The 15802-nt window shown below is 66.9% G+C and carries 15 protein-coding genes and 1 tRNA gene; 6 read left to right on the top strand and 10 right to left on the bottom strand.

Features of this window, described 5'->3' with window-relative positions; all coding sequences use genetic code 11:
* Nucleotides 1-73 precede the first annotated feature (73 nt).
* On the bottom strand, nucleotides 74-2719 hold the full coding sequence (polA, locus tag EV192_RS40565) for a DNA polymerase I (RefSeq protein ID WP_207926617.1): 2646 nt from the start codon (nucleotides 2717-2719) through the stop codon (nucleotides 74-76).
* 129 nt (nucleotides 2720-2848) lie between these two features.
* On the opposite strand from polA, the gene EV192_RS40560 reads away from it, so the two are divergent.
* Together EV192_RS40560 and EV192_RS40555 are read left to right on the top strand one after the other, a co-directional pair.
* Nucleotides 2849-3259 (top strand): PaaI family thioesterase, encoded by a 411-nt coding sequence (locus EV192_RS40560; RefSeq protein WP_132124033.1) that lies wholly within the window; start codon nucleotides 2849-2851, stop codon nucleotides 3257-3259.
* Nucleotides 3249-4175 (top strand): LysR family transcriptional regulator, encoded by a 927-nt coding sequence (locus EV192_RS40555; RefSeq protein ID WP_132124031.1) that lies wholly within the window; start codon nucleotides 3249-3251, stop codon nucleotides 4173-4175. Before EV192_RS40560 ends, EV192_RS40555 begins: the two co-directional genes overlap by 11 nt.
* Here the strand turns inward: EV192_RS40555 and EV192_RS40550 are convergent.
* Nucleotides 4167-4949, bottom strand: a complete 783-nt coding sequence (locus EV192_RS40550) for an alpha/beta fold hydrolase (RefSeq protein ID WP_132124029.1) — start codon at nucleotides 4947-4949, stop codon at nucleotides 4167-4169. The genes EV192_RS40555 and EV192_RS40550 overlap by 9 nt on opposite strands.
* A 145-nt stretch (nucleotides 4950-5094) precedes the next feature.
* On the opposite strand from EV192_RS40550, the gene EV192_RS40545 reads away from it, so the two are divergent.
* Nucleotides 5095-6039 carry a hypothetical protein gene (locus EV192_RS40545; RefSeq protein WP_132124027.1) on the top strand — a complete coding sequence of 315 codons (945 nt, stop codon included), beginning with the start codon at nucleotides 5095-5097 and terminating at the stop codon, nucleotides 6037-6039.
* Nucleotide 6040: 1 nt separating this feature from the next.
* Here the strand turns inward: EV192_RS40545 and EV192_RS40540 are convergent, their stop codons facing one another.
* Entirely contained in the window at nucleotides 6041-6817 is a 777-nt protein-coding gene (locus tag EV192_RS40540) for an alpha/beta hydrolase family protein (protein WP_132124025.1), read from the bottom strand.
* A gap of 90 nt (nucleotides 6818-6907) precedes the next feature.
* Between EV192_RS40540 and EV192_RS40535 the strand changes: the two genes are divergently transcribed.
* A complete protein-coding gene (locus EV192_RS40535; RefSeq protein WP_132124023.1) occupies nucleotides 6908-7453 on the top strand; it encodes a lipoprotein in 546 nt (181 codons plus the stop codon).
* Nucleotides 7454-7475: 22 nt separating this feature from the next.
* Here EV192_RS40535 and EV192_RS40530 read toward each other — a convergent pair whose 3' ends face one another.
* The 6 genes from EV192_RS40530 to EV192_RS40505 all read right to left on the bottom strand — a co-directional run bounded on the left by EV192_RS40530 (nucleotide 7476) and on the right by EV192_RS40505 (nucleotide 13211).
* Nucleotides 7476-8192 carry an ABC transporter ATP-binding protein gene (locus tag EV192_RS40530; protein WP_132124021.1) on the bottom strand — a complete coding sequence of 239 codons (717 nt, stop codon included), beginning with the start codon at nucleotides 8190-8192 and terminating at the stop codon, nucleotides 7476-7478.
* Nucleotides 8182-8922 (bottom strand): ABC transporter ATP-binding protein, encoded by a 741-nt coding sequence (locus EV192_RS40525; RefSeq protein WP_132124202.1) that lies wholly within the window; start codon nucleotides 8920-8922, stop codon nucleotides 8182-8184. The genes EV192_RS40530 and EV192_RS40525 overlap by 11 nt, the downstream gene beginning before the upstream one ends.
* Nucleotides 8923-8972: 50 nt before the next feature.
* Nucleotides 8973-10103 carry a branched-chain amino acid ABC transporter permease gene (locus EV192_RS40520; RefSeq protein ID WP_132124020.1) on the bottom strand — a complete coding sequence of 377 codons (1131 nt, stop codon included), beginning with the start codon at nucleotides 10101-10103 and terminating at the stop codon, nucleotides 8973-8975.
* Entirely contained in the window at nucleotides 10100-11062 is a 963-nt protein-coding gene (locus EV192_RS40515) for a branched-chain amino acid ABC transporter permease (protein ID WP_132124018.1), read from the bottom strand. Before EV192_RS40515 ends, EV192_RS40520 begins: the two co-directional genes overlap by 4 nt.
* 120 nt (nucleotides 11063-11182) lie before the next feature.
* Nucleotides 11183-12376: a branched-chain amino acid ABC transporter substrate-binding protein gene (locus EV192_RS40510; RefSeq protein WP_279495306.1), complete on the bottom strand. Its 1194-nt coding sequence runs from the start codon at nucleotides 12374-12376 to the stop codon at nucleotides 11183-11185.
* Between the two features lie 238 nt (nucleotides 12377-12614).
* Nucleotides 12615-13211 (bottom strand): ANTAR domain-containing response regulator, encoded by a 597-nt coding sequence (locus EV192_RS40505; RefSeq protein ID WP_132124014.1) that lies wholly within the window; start codon nucleotides 13209-13211, stop codon nucleotides 12615-12617.
* A 153-nt stretch (nucleotides 13212-13364) separates the two neighbouring features.
* Between EV192_RS40505 and EV192_RS40500 the strand changes: the two genes are divergently transcribed.
* A tRNA-Leu gene (locus EV192_RS40500) sits at nucleotides 13365-13438 on the top strand.
* Nucleotides 13439-13659: 221 nt separating this feature from the next.
* Nucleotides 13660-14787, top strand: a complete 1128-nt coding sequence (locus EV192_RS40495) for a tyrosine-type recombinase/integrase (RefSeq protein ID WP_341770974.1) — start codon at nucleotides 13660-13662, stop codon at nucleotides 14785-14787.
* A gap of 106 nt (nucleotides 14788-14893) precedes the next feature.
* Here EV192_RS40495 and EV192_RS40490 read toward each other — a convergent pair.
* The coding region (locus tag EV192_RS40490; protein ID WP_132124201.1) for a tetratricopeptide repeat protein at nucleotides 14894-15802 on the bottom strand (909 nt) is incomplete at its 5' end.

Genomic DNA, 15802 nt, shown 5'->3' with positions numbered 1-15802 from the left:
CGGTTTGACCTGGGGACCCGCCGCGCCCCAGGTAAAACCGAACCTCTACTTGGGTTTGCCCCCAGTCCTTCTCTCAGTGGGCCGCGTCGTTCCAGGAGCGGCCGAAGCCGACTGAGACGTCCAGGGGGACGTCCAGGTGGTAGGCGCTGCCCATGCCCTTTCGGACCAGCTCCTCCACCTGGGGTTTCTCGTCGGCCGTCACTTCGAGCACCAGTTCGTCGTGGACTTGCAGGAGCATTCGGGAGCGCAGGCCGGCTTTCTTCAGTTCGCGTTGGACGTTCAGCATGGCGACCTTGATGATGTCCGCCGCGGAACCCTGGATGGGGGCGTTCAGGGCCATCCGTTCGGCCATCTCGCGGCGTTGCCGGTTGTCCGAGTTCAGGTCGGGCAGGTAGCGGCGGCGGCCGAAGATGGTCTCGGTGTAGCCCTCCCGGCGTGCTTTGTCCACAATGGATGTGAGGTAGTCGCGGACCCCGCCGAAGCGTTCGAAGTAGTTCTCCATCAGCGCGCGGGCTTCTTCGGTGGAGATCCTCAGCTGCTGCGACAGGCCGTACGCGGACAGGCCGTACGCCAGGCCGTAGTTCATCGCCTTCACCTTGGCGCGCTGGGCCCCGGAGACCTCGGTGGGGCCGACGCCGAAGACGTGCGCCGCGGTGGCCGCGTGGAAGTCGAACCCGGAGTTGAACGCCTCCACCAGGCCCTTGTCGGCCGACAGGTGCGCCATGATCCGCATCTCGATCTGGCTGTAGTCGGCCGTCATCAGCTCGTCGTAGCCCGCGCCGACCACGAAGGCGTCCCGGATCCGGCGGCCCTCGTCGGTCCTGATCGGGATGTTCTGCAGGTTCGGCTCGGTCGACGACAGCCGGCCGGTGGCCGCGATGGTCTGGTTGTACGTGGTGTGGATCCGGCCGTCGTCCGCGACCGACTTGATCAGGCCGTCCACTGTGGTCTTCAGACGGGACGCGTCCCGGTGCTCAAGCAGGTGCTGCAGGAACGGGTGCGCGGTCTGCTCGAACAGGGTGGTCAGCGCGTCCGCGTCGGTGGTGTAGCCGGTCTTGGTCTTCTTGGTCTTCGGCATCTGCAGCTCGTCGAACAACACCACCTGCAGCTGCTTGGGCGAGCCGAGGTTGATCTCCTTGCCGATCACGCCGTACGCGTCCTGGGCCGCCTGCTTCACGCGGGACGCGAAATGCGCCTCCAGGGCGGCCAGGTGCTCCACGTCCACGCAGATGCCGATGCCCTCCAGCTCGGCGAGCACCTGCAGCAGCGGCAGCTCCATCTCGGCCAGCAGCTTGGTCCCGCCGGTCGCCTCCACCTCGGTGAACAACGCGTCCGCCAGCTCGGCGACCGCCCGCGCCCGCACGACCTCGGCGGCAGCGAGCTTCTCGCCCTCGTCCTCTTCGTCCAAAAGCGACAGTTGCTGCTGGCCGTCGACGTCCTCCACCCGCAGCTCACGCTTGAGATGCCGCAACACCAGGTCGTCCAGGGCGAACGACCGCTGGCCGGGGCGCACCAGGTACGCGGCCAGCTCGGTGTCCATCGCCAGTCCGCCCAACGTCCACCCGCGCCCGGCGATCGCGTGCAGCGCCAGCTTCACCGCGTGCGCGACCTTCGGCACCTCGGCGTCCGCGAGCCACTCCACCAGGGCCTGCTCGTCCGCCTCGGCCAAGGTGGTGACGTCGACGAACATGCCGTCGCCGTCCATCCCCGCGACCGTCACCGACAGCAGGTCGACCGCGCCCGGCAGGCCCGTGTGCCGCAACGACAGGCCGGTCCGCTTGCCCTTGGCGGCGTGCTCAGCCAGCCACGCACCCAGCGCGCCCTCCGACACCGTCGCGGCCGTGACCTCAAAGCCGGCCTCCGCCTCGGGCTCGGCCGTGGTCAGCGTGGCGAACAGCCGGTCCCGCAGCACCCGGAACTCCAGCTCGTCGAACAGCCGGTGCACACCGTCCCGGTCCCACTGCTGCGCGGCCAGGTCCGCCGGCTTCAACGGCAGCTCCAAGTCCCGGACCAGCTCGGTCAGCTGCCGGTTGAGCATCACCGACGACAGGTTCGCCCGCAGGCTGTCGCCGACCTTGCCCTTGACCTCGTCGACCCGGTCGATCAGGTCGTTCAGCGAGCCGAACTCCTGGATCCACTTGGTGATCGTCTTCTCGCCCACACCCGGGATCTTCGGCAGGTTGTCGGACGGGTCGCCGCGCAGGGCCGCGAAGTCCGGATACTGCTTGGGCGTCAGGCCGTACTTCGCCAGCATCGCGTCCGGCGTGAACCGGGCCAGCTCGGACACACCCTTGACCGGGTACAGCACGGTCGTGTGCTCGGTGACGAGCTGCAGGGCGTCCCGGTCGCCGGTACAGATCAGCACGTCGAAGCCACCGGCCGCCTCGGCCTGCGTGGCCAACGTGGCGATGATGTCGTCGGCCTCGTAGTTCTCCTTGGTCAGCGTCGGGATGCGCAGCTCGGCGAGCACGTCCTCGATCAGGCTGACCTGGCCTTTGAACTCGTCCGGCGTCGCGCTGCGGTTGCCCTTATACTCCGCGTACACCTCGCTGCGGAACGTCTGCCGGGACAGGTCGAACGCGACCGCGATGTGCGTCGGCGCCTCGTCCCTGAGCAGGTTGATGAGCATCGAGGTGAAGCCGAACACCGCGTTCGTGTGCTGACCGGTGCCCGTCTTGAAGTTGTCCTTCGGCAGCGCGTGGAAGGCTCGGTAAGCCATCGAGTGGCCGTCGATCAGGAGAAGTCGGTGCTGGTCATCCACCCCGCCGAGTCTAGGCCGCACCCCCGACAGTTTCGCGGGCGCCTTATACGCTGGCGGTTCGACGGATCACGAAGTTTCGGAGGTCGCATGTCAGAGCAGGGCGCTGAGGGCCTGGTCGAGCAGCTCAACGACAAGCTGGGGATCGAGGTCGTCGACTGGAACCCCGACCGGGTGGTCGCCACCATGCCCGTGAAAGGCAACCGGCAGCCGTACGGGCTGCTGCACGGCGGCGCCAACGCGGTGCTCGCGGAGGCCCTTGGGTCGTACTGCGCGGCCATGAAGTCCGGTGGGCGGCCCACCGTCGGGCTGGAGTTGTCGTGCACCCATCACCGCGGTGTGCGGGAGGGACTGGTCACCGGGGTCGCGACCCCGCTGCACGTCGGCCGCAGCACGGTGACCGTGGAGATCGTGATCACCGACGAGTCCGACCGGCGCACGTGCACGGCCCGGCTGACCTGTGTCGTGCTCAACTCCATGCCAGGCGGCAGTGGATCTTGACGTGGGCCAGGTCAGGGCCTTCGTCGTCGCCGCGGACCAGCGGCACTTCAGCCGGGCCGCGGCGACCTTGTTCCTGACCCAGCAGGCTCTGTCCAAACGCATCCGCCGGCTGGAGGACAGCCTGTCCACCCAGCTGTTCGTGCGCTCGAACCGGGCCGTGGAGCTCACCGAGGACGGCAAACGCTTCCTCCCGCACGCACGTGAGCTCGTCACCGCCGCGGACGCGGCCGTCGCGGCGATGTCCGAAGCCCAACGGCTCCGGCTCGACCTGCTCGACTACCGGCTGGCGCCGATGTTCATGCTGCGCCGGTTCGCCGAGCAAGATCCCTCGTTGGAAGTCACCCGCAGCGCGCTGCAGGGCCTGGACCGCGCGCTCGACCCGCTGCTGCGCGGCGAGCTGGACGCGGCCTTCGGCTGGGTCGGCGGGCTGGCCGGGCCGTTGCCGGACGACCTGACCCATCGGGTCGTCCGGCTGGAGCCACTGGTGGCGTTGCTGCCGCCCGAGCACCCGTTGGCCGGCCACGGCGTGATCGACCTGGCCGCGCTCGGCGCCGACGGGATCTGGCTGCCGAGCGGGGAGAGTCCACGGGAATGGCGGGCCTACCTCGAACAGCTCTCCTCGTCGCTGGCGGTCACGGTCGATCACAGCGGCGTCAGCTACGACCTGCGGCACACCTTGGAGCAGGCGCGGTACGGCAAGCCGCGGGTGACCCTGGTGGGCGCGGACATGGAACTGCCGCGTGACCTGAACCTGCGGGTGCTGCCGTTCTCGCCGACACCGCTGTTCCCGTGGTCGATCGTGTGGCGCAAGGGCAAGCCACGCCCGACGCTCCGGCGGCTGCTTGCGTTGGTGGACAAGACAAGCCGCGCGGAGCAATGGTGTTCGTACGACGCCGCGGCGTCCTGGCTACCCTAGGTGCCGCTGGAAGAAACGGATGAGTTCGGCGTCGACGCGACGCGCGTCCTCGGTCTGTGGTGCGGCTTCCGTGCCGGGCGCGTCGGCCAGTTCGTGGCGCATCCCAGGGATCGTCACCAACTCCGCGTCGCTTTCCTTGTGCAGCAACTCGGCCGGCTCGCGGATCGCGATGTCGTCGTGCTCGCCGACTACCAGCAGGGCGGGCACCTTGATCTCGGCGGCCCGCCGGACGTAGTCGTAGTGGTTCGCGACCGCGCGGTTCTCGTCGTTCCACGGGAACGTCACGCCGTACCGCCGCTCGTTCGCGGCGACCAACGGCACCAACTGCGTCACCGGACTGACGAACGCGGCCGCGAAGATCGGCACCTCGGCCCGCGCGGCCACCTCGTAGGCCACCATCGACCCCGACGACCCGCCCGCGATCCCCACCGGGCCGTCCGCGATGGACAGCTGGGTACGCAGTTCGGCCAGTGCCTTCGGGAACTCGTCCGCGCCCTGCTCGGTCTGCGGACGGTACGCGTTCATCACCGCGTCCTCGCTCGCCAGCCGGAAGAACTCCTCGGGCCCGCCCGGCAACGCGCGGCGGCCGGTCATCGGTAGTCCAAAGTAGACGCGCCAGGCCGGCAGCCCGGCCATCGGGACCGCCGCCGCCATCGCCTGCTCGGTGCACGGCGGGTCCATCAGATGCCAGACCGCGATCATCGGCGCGGGCCGCGACGGGTCTGCCGGCTCCAGGGCGACGTACGGGACTCCGGCCGCGAAACCTGTGATCATGATGTCCTCCCAGTCGCTGTTCACTGCCGTCAGCTAAGCGCCTGACCAGGGCATACGTCCAACAGCCAGATTGAAGTCGATCACAACCGGCGGTTGTTCACCGAAACGGCCGGTGCCGCTCGTGCGCCTGAGTTAAGGTCCGGCCGTGCGACGACGGAACCTTGCCCTGCTCGCGGTCCTCCCCCTGGTGGCCGCCCTCGGAACGGCCTGCTCCAGCAGCGGCACCGCGGCCGGCTCGACCGCGCTCAGCCGGGCGATGAGCCGGATCGCCGACACCCCGGCCACGTCCGGCTACGTCGAGTTCGGCGACACCGCCGCCATCCGCGGCAACCCGGACTACAAGGCCGACGTCGGGTACGGCTGGTCCGTTCTCTCGGCCATGTCGTTCCAGCTGGGCGACGTGCTGGGCGTCGACCTGACCAAGATCACCTCGGCCGTCTCCGCGGGACAGCCGCCGGACACCACCGGGCTGCTGCTCGGCGAGTTCGACCCGTCGGCGATCGGCACCAAGCTGCGCGGCGTCGGTGCCCGCGAGGAGAAGTCCGGCGACCTGACCAAGTGGACGTTCGGCGAGGACCACACGATCGACGTCAACGGCCCGTTCGCCGACCTCGGCATCGTCGGCCAGCTCAACAAGGTCGCCGCCGGCCCCGGCATGTTCGCCTACGCCAGCGCCGACGCCGGGCTGCAGGCGGCCACCGGTACCGGCAAGTCACTCGCCGAGAACGCCACCCTGTCGGCCCTCGCGGACTGCCTCGGCGACGTGCGGTTCGCCGTGCTGGCCGTGACCCAGCAGAAGGCTCCCCTCGCCGCCGGAGTCCGCGACAACCCGACCACGGAAGTCCTCTGTGTCCTGGCCCCGGACAGCGGGAAAGCCCAGGACTGGGCCAAAACCGTCGCGGACCGGCTGGCCAACGACATGAGCGCGCAGACCCGGCAGCCGTGGCACACCCTGCTCACCGACGTCCACGCCGACGTCACCGGCGACAAGGTCGTCCGGGTCACGGCCCGGCCCGCAGCCGCCACCCGCGACGTCTTCCTCCGCGCCATCCTCACCAAGGACGTCGGCAACCTGGTCCCCGCCTCCTGACCTACAGGTACCGCTGGAACCACTTGGTGAACTCGGCGTCGACCCGTTCGCCGTCGGCGTTCTGCGGCGCGGCCTCGACGCCGGGCTCGTCCGCGATCGGGTGCTTCATGCCCGGGATCGTCACCAGGGTCACCCGGTCGCCCAGGTCGGCCGCTGGCTCACGGAACTCGGCCCCGTCCTCCGCGCCGACCACCAGCAGCGTCGGCACCTTGATCTCGTCCTTGCGGCGCAGGAAGTCGTAGTGGTCCGCGGTCGCCCGGGACTCGTCGGACCACGCGTACTCGCCGCCGCTGAACTCCCGGACCGCCGCCTCCACCACCGGTGCCAGCCGGGTCACCGGGTTCACCAGCGCGACCGCCGCGACCGGCACGTCGACCGTGGCGGCCACCTCGTAGGCGACCAGGCCGCCCATGGAACCGCCGGCCACCCCGATCGGACCGTCCGCAATGGACAGCTGAGCGCGCAGTTCGGCCAGCGCCGCCGGGAACTCCGCGACCGCCTGGTCGACGATGGGCTTGGCGATGTTCAGCACGTAGTCCTCGGCGGCCAGCCGGAACAGCTCCTCCATCGGCATCGCCGTGCGCGCGCCGAACATCGGCATTCCCCAGTAGACCCGCCACGCTCGCACGCCGGCCATAGGCACGGCCGCGGCCATCGCCGCCGGGCTGCGCGGCGCGTCCAGCAGATGCCACACCACCACGAGAGGAGCGGGCCCGTCGGTGTTCTCCGGCGGCAGGGCGACAAAGGGGACACCCGCCGCGGTACCTGTGATCGTCATGACCTGAAGTCAATATCCCCATCCGGGACAGGTCCAGTTTCTCCGCTACCGGTGAACGAAAACCGCCCTATAGGGCGGTATGTTGACCTGATGAAGCGGGGTCTTTTACTGACGGTGGCGGCGGTCGCGCTCGCTGGATGTTCGGCGTCCGGCACCCCCGCCCCGCCGCCACCGCCGGCCACACCGACCTACGAACTGCCGGCTCGCCCGGTCCGGCCGGACGAGAAACCGGTGACCATCCACGGCCAGGACGGCGACACCGAGTACGACCTGATCGGCCTGACCGTGGACCAACCCAGCCTGGCCGGCAGCCACATCGAGTTCAACGCCCAGGGCGCGTACACCCGGATCCGGCTGGTGATCGTCAACACCGGCCGGTCGGGCACCCAGTTCGACACCAAGAAGCAGCTGTTGGTGGGCGCCGACGACAAGACCTACGCCCCGGACGAGCAGGCCATGCTGATCAAACGCCAGCCGTGGGACCCGTTCCTGCTCGGCGCGAGCGACCGCCTGGAGTTCGACCTGTACTACGACATCCCCAAGGGCACGAAAGCCAAGGCGCTCAGGGCGTTCGGCGGGGCCACGCTCACCGACGGGCTGGACGAGAAGAGCACCGACATCCCCCTGCCTGCCTGAACCAGGGGATGTCGGCGTTCTCCTAGTGGATGCCCAGGTCGCCGCCGAGGTAGGCGGCGCGGACCGCGGGATCGTGCAGCAGGTCCTGCGCGGGCGCGGTCTTGGTGATCGTGCCCGTCTCCATGACGTACGCACGGTGCGCGATCTGCAGCGCCTGCTGGGCGTTCTGCTCGACCAGCAGCACGGTCGTGCCGCGCTGGTTGATCGTCGTGATGATCTCGAAGATCTGCTTGATGAGCAGGGGCGCCAGCCCCATCGACGGCTCGTCCAGCAGGAGCACCTTCGGGTTGGTCATCAACGCCCGCCCGATGGTGAGCATCTGCTGCTCACCGCCGGACATCGTGCCGCCGAACTGCTGCTTGCGCTCGGCCAGGCGCGGGAACAGGTCGTAGACCTCGTCCAGTTCCTTGGTCGCGTCGTCCTTGCGGGCGTACGCGCCCATCAGGAGGTTCTCCTGGACCGTCATGCCGGGGAAGATCCCCCGGCCCTCCGGCGCGTGGCCGATGCCCATCACGACCCGCTTGTGCCCGGCCACCTTGGAGATGTCCCGGCCCTGGAAGCGGATCGACCCGCTGGTCAACGGACGCAGCCCGCTGACTGTTTTGAGCGTGGTCGTCTTGCCGGCGCCGTTCGCGCCGATCAGGGTCACGATCTCACCCTCGTCGACCTGCAGCGAGATGCCCTTCAGCGCGGCGATCTTGCCGTAGTGCACATGGATGTCGTGGACTTCAAGAAGCATCGGCCGCAGCTCCCAGGTATGCCTCGATGACCTTCGGGTTCTGCTGCACCTCGTGCGGCAACCCCTCCGCGATCAGCTGGCCGAAGTCCAGCACCGCGATCCGGTCGCTGATGTCCATCACGAGCCCCATGTCGTGCTCGATCAGCAGCACGGTCCGGCCAGAGTCCCTGATCTTGCGGATCAGGTCCTGCAGCGACTTCTTCTCCGCCGGGTTCATCCCCGCGGCGGGCTCGTCGAGCAGCAGCAGCCGGGGGTTGGTCGCCAGCGCCCGCGCGATCTCCAGGCGCCGCTGGTCGCCGTACGGGAGGTTCTTGGCCGCCTCGTTCATCCGCTTGGGGATGCCGACGAACTCCAGCAACTCCTTGGCCAGCTCCAGACCGTGCTTGCGTTCCCGGTAGTGCCACGGCATCCCGAAGATCGCGCCGAACGCGCCGGTCCTGTGGTGCGCGTCCGCGCCCACGAGCACGTTCTCCAGGGCCGACATGTTGTGGAACAGCCGGATGTTCTGGAACGTGCGGGCGATGCCGCCCTTGGTGACCTTGTAGCGCTTCCGCCCGTCGATCCGCGTGCCCTCGAAGGTGATCTGACCCTCGGTCGGCTTGTACACGCCGGTGACCACGTTGAACACCGTGGTCTTGCCGGCGCCGTTCGGGCCGATCAGGGCGAAGATCTCGCCCTTGTTGATGGTCAGGTTCGCCTCCTTGAGCGCGACCACACCACCGAACCGCATGACGACCCTGTTCAGCGCCAGCAACGGCTGGCCGTCGGCAATCGCCCCGGTCACCTGGTCACCTCCTCGGACGCCTGGGAATCCGGACCGGGTACCTCGGCGCCGAGCGCGCCCATGCCGCCGGTTCCCTCATGTAGCTCGGCTTGTCGTTGTCGTGACGGCCACAGGCCTTCCGGCCGGAAGGCCATGATCACCACGAGCGCGGCGCCGAACACCATGACCCGGTACTGGGCGATCTCCTCGCTCTGGGTGACCCCCCGGATGAACTCCGGCAGCCAGGCGATGATGAACGCGCCCAGCATGGCGCCCGGGATGTTGCCCGCGCCGCCGAGCACGACCGCGGCGAGGATCGTCGCCGAGAGGATGAACGGGAAGTTCGTCGGTGCGATGAAGATGACCTTGCCGGCCCAGACCGTGCCGGCCACACCGCCGATCATCGCGCCCATCGCGAACGCCAGCAGCTTGAACTTGAACGTGGGCACGCCCATCAGCTCGGCCGCGTCCTCGTCCTCGCGGATCGCCGTCCACGCCCGGCCCACCCGGCTCTTCTCCAGCCGCTTGGCGATGATGATCATCAGCGTGATCGCGCCGACCATCAGGTAGTAGTACGGCGCCGGGTCCAGTTCGAACTGCAGCCCGAACAGGGGCGGCGGGTGCGGGATGCCGAAGATGCCGCGCGAACCGCCGACCGCGTCGGAGTTGTTCGCGGTGAGCCGCACGATCTCACCGAAGCCGAGCGTCACGATGGCGAGGTAGTCACCGCGCAGCCGCAGCGTCGGGGCGCCGAGCACGAGACCAGACACCGCGGTGATCAGGACGCCGACCACCAGCGTGGCCCAGAAGTCCCAGCCGTACTTGGTGCCGAAGTACGCCAGCGAATAGCCGCCGATCGCGAAGAACGCGACGTACCCGAGGTCCAGCAGGCCGGCCATGCCGACCACGATGTTCAGGCCGATCGCCATCAGGACGTACGTGCAGATCGGGTCGATCAGCACGGACGTCCAGTCCGACGCGGGTGTCATGAACGACCCGATGGCCGGCGCGGGCAGGATCAGCGCGCCGATAATGAGCAGCACGTAGACGATCCAGCGCTGCCAGTGCGGCGCGTCGGCCCACCAGTCCCGCACCCGGGTGATCGGGTTGCCGCTCCTCCTGCGTGTCTCCACTGCGCCCCCGCTCATGCCCGCGCCCTTTGCAACGACTCGCCCAGGATCCCGGTCGGCCGGAGCATCAGCACCAGCACCAGGACGCAGAACGCGATGACGTCCTTCCACTCGGAGCCCAGGAAGATCGCGCCCCAGTTCTCGATGAGACCGAGGATGACGCCGCCGAGCAGGGCTCCACGCAGATTGCCGATACCGCCGAGCACCGCGGCGGTGAACGCCTTGATCCCCAGCACGAAACCGACGCTGTACTTGGTGAGTTCGAACTCCGTCACGTACAGCGTGGCCGCCACACCGGCCATCACGCCGCCGAGCAGGAACGTGACCCGGACGACGGTGTCGATGTTGACGCCCATCAGGGTGGCCGCCTCGGGATCCTGCGCGGTGGCACGGATTCCTCGGCCGATCTTGGTGCGGTTCACCAGTTGGTCGAGACCGACCATCATGATCACCGCGGCGACGATCACGATCACGTGGTCGAGCCGGACCTCGGCGTTGCCGATGGTGAACAGGACATCGCGGCTGATCACCCGAGGGGTGGGGATGTCGTTCTGGCCGGGAATGCCGGTCAGCGGCTTGATGACGACGAGCTTGAAGAACTCCTGCAGGAACACGGACGCGCCGATCGCGGAGATCAGTGCCGCGAGGCGGGTGCCGCCACGCTTGCGCAGCGGCCGGTAGGCCACTTGTTCCAACAGGACGGCCGCGCCGCCGGACATCGCGGCGGAGAAGACCATCATCAGCAGGAGTACGCCGATCATGGCGATCCCGGTGACCGGGCCGGTCAGCCCGAGCACGTTGCTGACGACGAAGAGCGAGGCGAACGTGCCGATCATGAAGATCTCGGAGTGCGCGAAGTTGATCAGTCGCAGCACGCCGTAGACCATGGTGTAACCGAGCGCGACCAACGCGTAGATGGCGCCTACTCGCAGTCCGTCCACTGTGTTCTGGCCGAACTGGCTGAAAAAGTCATTCATGGTGTCGTGGCCTTATGGGACTGGGCGGGGACAAACGGGGACATAAATCAGGAGCGGGAGCCCCATTTCTTGCGGGACTCCCGCTCCCCAGCGTTATGTCGTCCGGACTTTCAGGCGGACTCAGCCTTGCAACTTCGCCTTGTCCGACGGACCGAGAATCTTGATCTTTCCGCCGACCACCTGGTAGACGAAGATCGAGTTGGTCTCGGGCTCACCGTTGTCCTTGAACTTGATCGGCTTGGAGACACCCTCGAAGCTCAGGGTCTTGAGGAACTCGTTGATCTTCTCGCCGGTGGTGTTGCCGCCCTTGATCGCGTTGATGAACGCGGTCGCGGCGTCGTAACCCTCGGTCGAGTAGATGGCCGGGTCAGCGCCCGCCGCCTTCTTGTACTTGTCCGCCCAGTCCTTCAGCGGACCTGTGGTGCCCTCGAACGGGATGAGGCACGGGCAGCCGACAACCGCGCCTTCGGCGGCGGCCGTACCGGCGCCGGTCACCAGCTGGATGTCCAGCGAGCCGTCACCCGTGGCGAACGTGCCCTTGACGCCGCCGTCGCGCAGCTGCTTGAGCAGCCGGCCGGCCTGCGAGTAGTAGCCACCGAACACGATGATGTCCGGGTTGGCCGCCTTGACCTTGTTGACGGTCGAGGAGTAGTCCGGCGCGTCCTTGGCGAACTTGTCGCGCTGCTCGGTGATGCCCTTGGCCTTCAGTTCCTGCTCCATGGCGTCCGCCAGGCCGACGCTGTACTCCTGGTCGTCGGACAGCACGAAGGCCGACTTCGGCGACTTGGCGCTGATCAGGAAGTCGACGATCTTCGGGCCCTGGTCGGCGTCGTTGGCCACCACCCGGTGCCAGTACTTCCAGCCGTTCTTGGCCAGACCGGCGTTGGTCGCCGACGGCGACACGCTCGGGATCTTGGCCTGGTCGAGGATGGCGCCGACAGCCTTGGACTCACCGGAGAACGCCGGGCCGATCAGGCCGACGATCTTGTCGCTGGTGATGGCCTTCTGGACCAGTGCGGTGGCCTGCTCCGTCTTGGCCTGGCTGTCGTACTTGACCAGCTCGATCTTCGTCTTGGGGTTCGTGGCGTTGTACTCGTCGATCGCCATCTTCGCACCGAGGGACGGCGGGATGACGATGTTGGAGTCGCCACCGGTCAGGTCGCCCATGAAACCGATCTTGACGGAACTAGGCGCGTCGCCACCACCGGCGCTCGTGCTCCCGCCACCGCCGCTGGACCCGCCCGCACAGGCACTCAGGGCGAGGGAGGCGGTCGCCGCCAACGCCAGGGCCCTAATGAGTCGTGCTCTTGACACTACGTTCCTCCAAAGACGAACAGACCGCCATCGCAGGCGGCAGCCCCACCCGGGACTTGGGCTAGGGCAGGAAGGTAGCCGTAGTGCCATCCGATGGACAGGTTCGCCCCCCCGTTTGTATCCACATCGTGACGGTCAGGACGTATCCGTCAGAACATTCGGCCTAGTGAAACGGGTAAGAGACAAAAAACGCTCACCCTAAGTAAACCCTAACTGATTCGTCCCATGATAGGACGAGTCAGTTGAGGCTCTCCACGACCGCCTCAGCCACCGCCCGCATGGTGGTGCGCCGGTCCATGGCGGTGCGCTGGATCCACCGGAACGCCTCCGGCTCGGTGAGGTTCTGCTTGCTCATCAGCAGACCCTTGGCCCGCTCCACGACCTTACGGGTCTCCAACCGGTCGGTGAGCCCGGCAACCTCGTTCTCCAAAGCCTGCATCTCGGAGAACCGGCTGACCGCCAACTCGATCGCCGGCACCAGGTCATGCTTGGCGAACGGCTTGACCAGGTACGCCATCGCCCCGGCATCCCGCGCCCGCTCCACCAGGTCCCGCTGGCTGAAAGCGGTCAGGATGACACAAGGAGCGACCCGATCCCCCACAATCGTCGACGCCGCCTCAATACCGTCCATCTTCGGCATCTTGACATCGAGGATCACCAGGTCAGGCTTGAGCTCGGCGGCCAACCGCACCGCCTCCTCACCATCCGCGGCCTGCCCAGCGACCTCATAGCCCTCCTCGCTCAACATCTCGACAAGATCGAGCCGGATGAGGGCCTCATCCTCCGCAACGAGCACACGCCGCTGCACACGGGCCTCGGCAGCCACCTCGGTCACCGGGGTCCTCCGATCGCTGTAGGTACGGTTCCCAACCCAAAACAGCAGCGTACCGGCCCAACCACCCCCCGCGCCCCCACACCAGAGTTATCCGACACACACCCCACCCACCCCACCCCGCACAAAGCCCGATCCCGTAGAGTGCCATCCCACGCCCCCGTAGCCCAATCGGCAGAGGCAGCGGACTCAAAATCCGTCCAGTGTGCGTTCGAGTCGCACCGGGGGCACAGGCTCTGGCCAGCCACTACAACCGAATAAAGATCGACAAAGTTGATCTCTGTCCATGACGGTGTCCATGAGTACACTGAGGGTCATGGTCAGAGTTAGTGCTGCACGCCGTCCGAAGGGCAGCATCCGAGAGCGCGGAGGGTCGCTCCAGGTCCGTCTCTTCTCGGGCCGAGACCCTGTAACCGGCAAGGACGTCTATCTCACCGCCACCATCCCGGGAATGGATAAAGCCGCGTGGGACAAGGCAGATGACAAGCTCGCCGAGTTCCGCACCCAGGTGAATAAGCAGCGGTCCGCTGAATCGTCGGTGACGCTCGGATACGCGATCGATGAGTGGATGCGTCTCACCGAGATCGAGCACAGCACGCGCAAGACGTACGACGGATACATAGAGCGCACGATTCGGCCAGTGCTCGGCTCGCTCCCCGCGCGGAAGGTCGACGCGCGAACCTTGGAGAGCTTCTACACCGAGCTACGCCGCTGCCGAGTCCGCTGCGACGGCACACCATTCATTGAGAAGCACAAGAAGAAGGGTGATCACGACTGCGTCAAAGAGCAGTGCCGGCCGCACAAGTGCAGCCCCTTGGCCGCGTCCACGGTTCGCCAGATCCACTCAATCATCAGCGGCACCCTCGCAGCGGCCACCCGGTGGGGCTGGATTACCGACAATCAGGCGCACGTCGCGAAACGGCCGAAGCAGAAGCCCCCGGAGCCCAAACCGCCGACATCCGCCGAAGCGGCCCGACTCGTCGAAGAGGCATTCGAGATGGACGAGGATTGGGGCGTCCTCGTCTGGCTCGCAATGACAACCGGCATGCGCCGTGGCGAACTATGCGCCTTGCGCTTCTCCCACGTAGATCTTGACGCAGAGGTAATCGATCTCCGACGCAACTGGGTACTGGGCCAGGAGAAGGGCACCAAGACACACCAGATCCGACGAATCGCGCTCGACTCTGAAACGGTGGCCCTGCTCCGACAACACCGGGACCGGATAGCCGACCGCACGCGTTCACTCGGCCAGAAGTTCACCGATGATCTTTTCGTGTTCACAGGCACTCTAAAACGCAATCGTCTCCATGTAGAGCCCTACTCCCCTAACGCCGTAACCCAGCGATACAAGGACATGGCAACCCGGCTCAGCATTGACACCCACCTACACGCCCTGCGTCACTACAGCGCGACCGAACTGCTGACGGCTGGAGTGGATCTCCCGACCGTCGCCGGACGACTCGGCCACGGCGGAGGCGGAGCAACCACCCTCCGCGTCTACGCGGCATGGGTAGCCGCATCCGACCGCAAGGCTGCCGAGATCCTCGGTTCACGCATGCCAAAGCGAGCACCAAAGTAGGCATTGACGCGCGACCAACGCCCAACTGAGTATCAGCGGTCATTCGACAGATAGTTCGACAACTTGGTCGGCCCACACGATTGCCAAATCGTACCCGGCACTTCGGTCAGCAGGAGGACACGCCGTCCGGCAGGTGTTCTTTCCAGTATGCGATGTGTCTCCGAGTGGCCAAGGTGTCAGGATGGTCAGCACCCAACACCCGCAACTGATCCGCCAACACCTCCTTCAACACGGCCACAGCACCAGCAGGATCACCCGCCTCCCCGCGCCAGTACGCAGTGTCGCCCCGAGTGATCAAGGTGTAGGGATGGTTGGCACCCAACACTCGTACCTGATCGGCCAACACCTCCTCGAATGCGACTGCGGCACCAGCAGGATCACCAGCCTTCCCTCGCCAGTACGCGATCTCCCTGCGGACGACCAGGGTGTGAGGATGGTCAGCACTGAACACCCGCAAGTGATCGACCAACACCTCCTTCAACGCGGCCACAGCACCAGCAGGATCACCCGCCTCCCCGCGCCAGTGCGCGATGTTGCCCCGAGTGATCAACGTGTCAGGATGGTCAGCACCCAACACCCGCAATCGATCGGCCAACACCTCCTCGAATGCGGCTACCGCACCAGCAGGATCACCAGTATGGCCGCGCCAGGCGGCGATGTTGCCCCGGGTGATCAACGTGTCAGGATGGTTGGCACCCAACACCCGCAACTGATCCGCCAACACCTCCTCGAATGCGGCTGCGGTATCAGCAGGATCACTAGTGCTACCGCGCCAGCGGGCAATGTTGCGCCGAGTGATCAACGTGTCAGGATGGTCAGCACCCAACACCCGCAACTGATCCGCCAACACCTCCTTCAACGCGGCCACAGCACCAGCAGGATCACCCGCCTCCCCGCGCCAGCGGGCAATGTTGCCCCGAGTGATCAACGTGTCAGGATGGTCAGCACCCAACACCCGCAACTGATCCGCCAACACCTCCTTCAACGCGGCCACAGCACCAGCAGGATCACCCGC

It is taken from the genome of Actinocrispum wychmicini (assembly GCF_004345645.1).
In the GTDB taxonomy this organism is placed as follows: domain Bacteria; phylum Actinomycetota; class Actinomycetes; order Mycobacteriales; family Pseudonocardiaceae; genus Kibdelosporangium; species Kibdelosporangium wychmicini.
Note: the sequence above shows the minus strand (reverse complement) of the source record. Positions and strands in the feature narration are given on the sequence as shown.

Excerpts from the sequence above, each read along its gene's own strand:
- polA (WP_207926617.1), bottom strand. The coding sequence starts at position 2,719 with ATGGCTTACCGAGCCTTCCACGCGCTGCCGAAGGACAACTTCAAGACG.
- EV192_RS40560 (WP_132124033.1), top strand. The coding sequence starts at position 2,849 with ATGTCAGAGCAGGGCGCTGAGGGCCTGGTCGAGCAGCTCAACGACAAG.
- EV192_RS40550 (WP_132124029.1), bottom strand. The coding sequence starts at position 4,949 with ATGATCACAGGTTTCGCGGCCGGAGTCCCGTACGTCGCCCTGGAGCCG.
- EV192_RS40540 (WP_132124025.1), bottom strand. The coding sequence starts at position 6,817 with ATGACGATCACAGGTACCGCGGCGGGTGTCCCCTTTGTCGCCCTGCCG.
- EV192_RS40535 (WP_132124023.1), top strand. The coding sequence starts at position 6,908 with ATGAAGCGGGGTCTTTTACTGACGGTGGCGGCGGTCGCGCTCGCTGGA.
- EV192_RS40530 (WP_132124021.1), bottom strand. The coding sequence starts at position 8,192 with ATGCTTCTTGAAGTCCACGACATCCATGTGCACTACGGCAAGATCGCC.
- EV192_RS40525 (WP_132124202.1), bottom strand. The coding sequence starts at position 8,922 with ATGCGGTTCGGTGGTGTGGTCGCGCTCAAGGAGGCGAACCTGACCATC.
- EV192_RS40520 (WP_132124020.1), bottom strand. The coding sequence starts at position 10,103 with ATGAGCGGGGGCGCAGTGGAGACACGCAGGAGGAGCGGCAACCCGATC.
- EV192_RS40515 (WP_132124018.1), bottom strand. The coding sequence starts at position 11,062 with ATGAATGACTTTTTCAGCCAGTTCGGCCAGAACACAGTGGACGGACTG.
- EV192_RS40495 (WP_341770974.1), top strand. The coding sequence starts at position 13,660 with ATGGATAAAGCCGCGTGGGACAAGGCAGATGACAAGCTCGCCGAGTTC.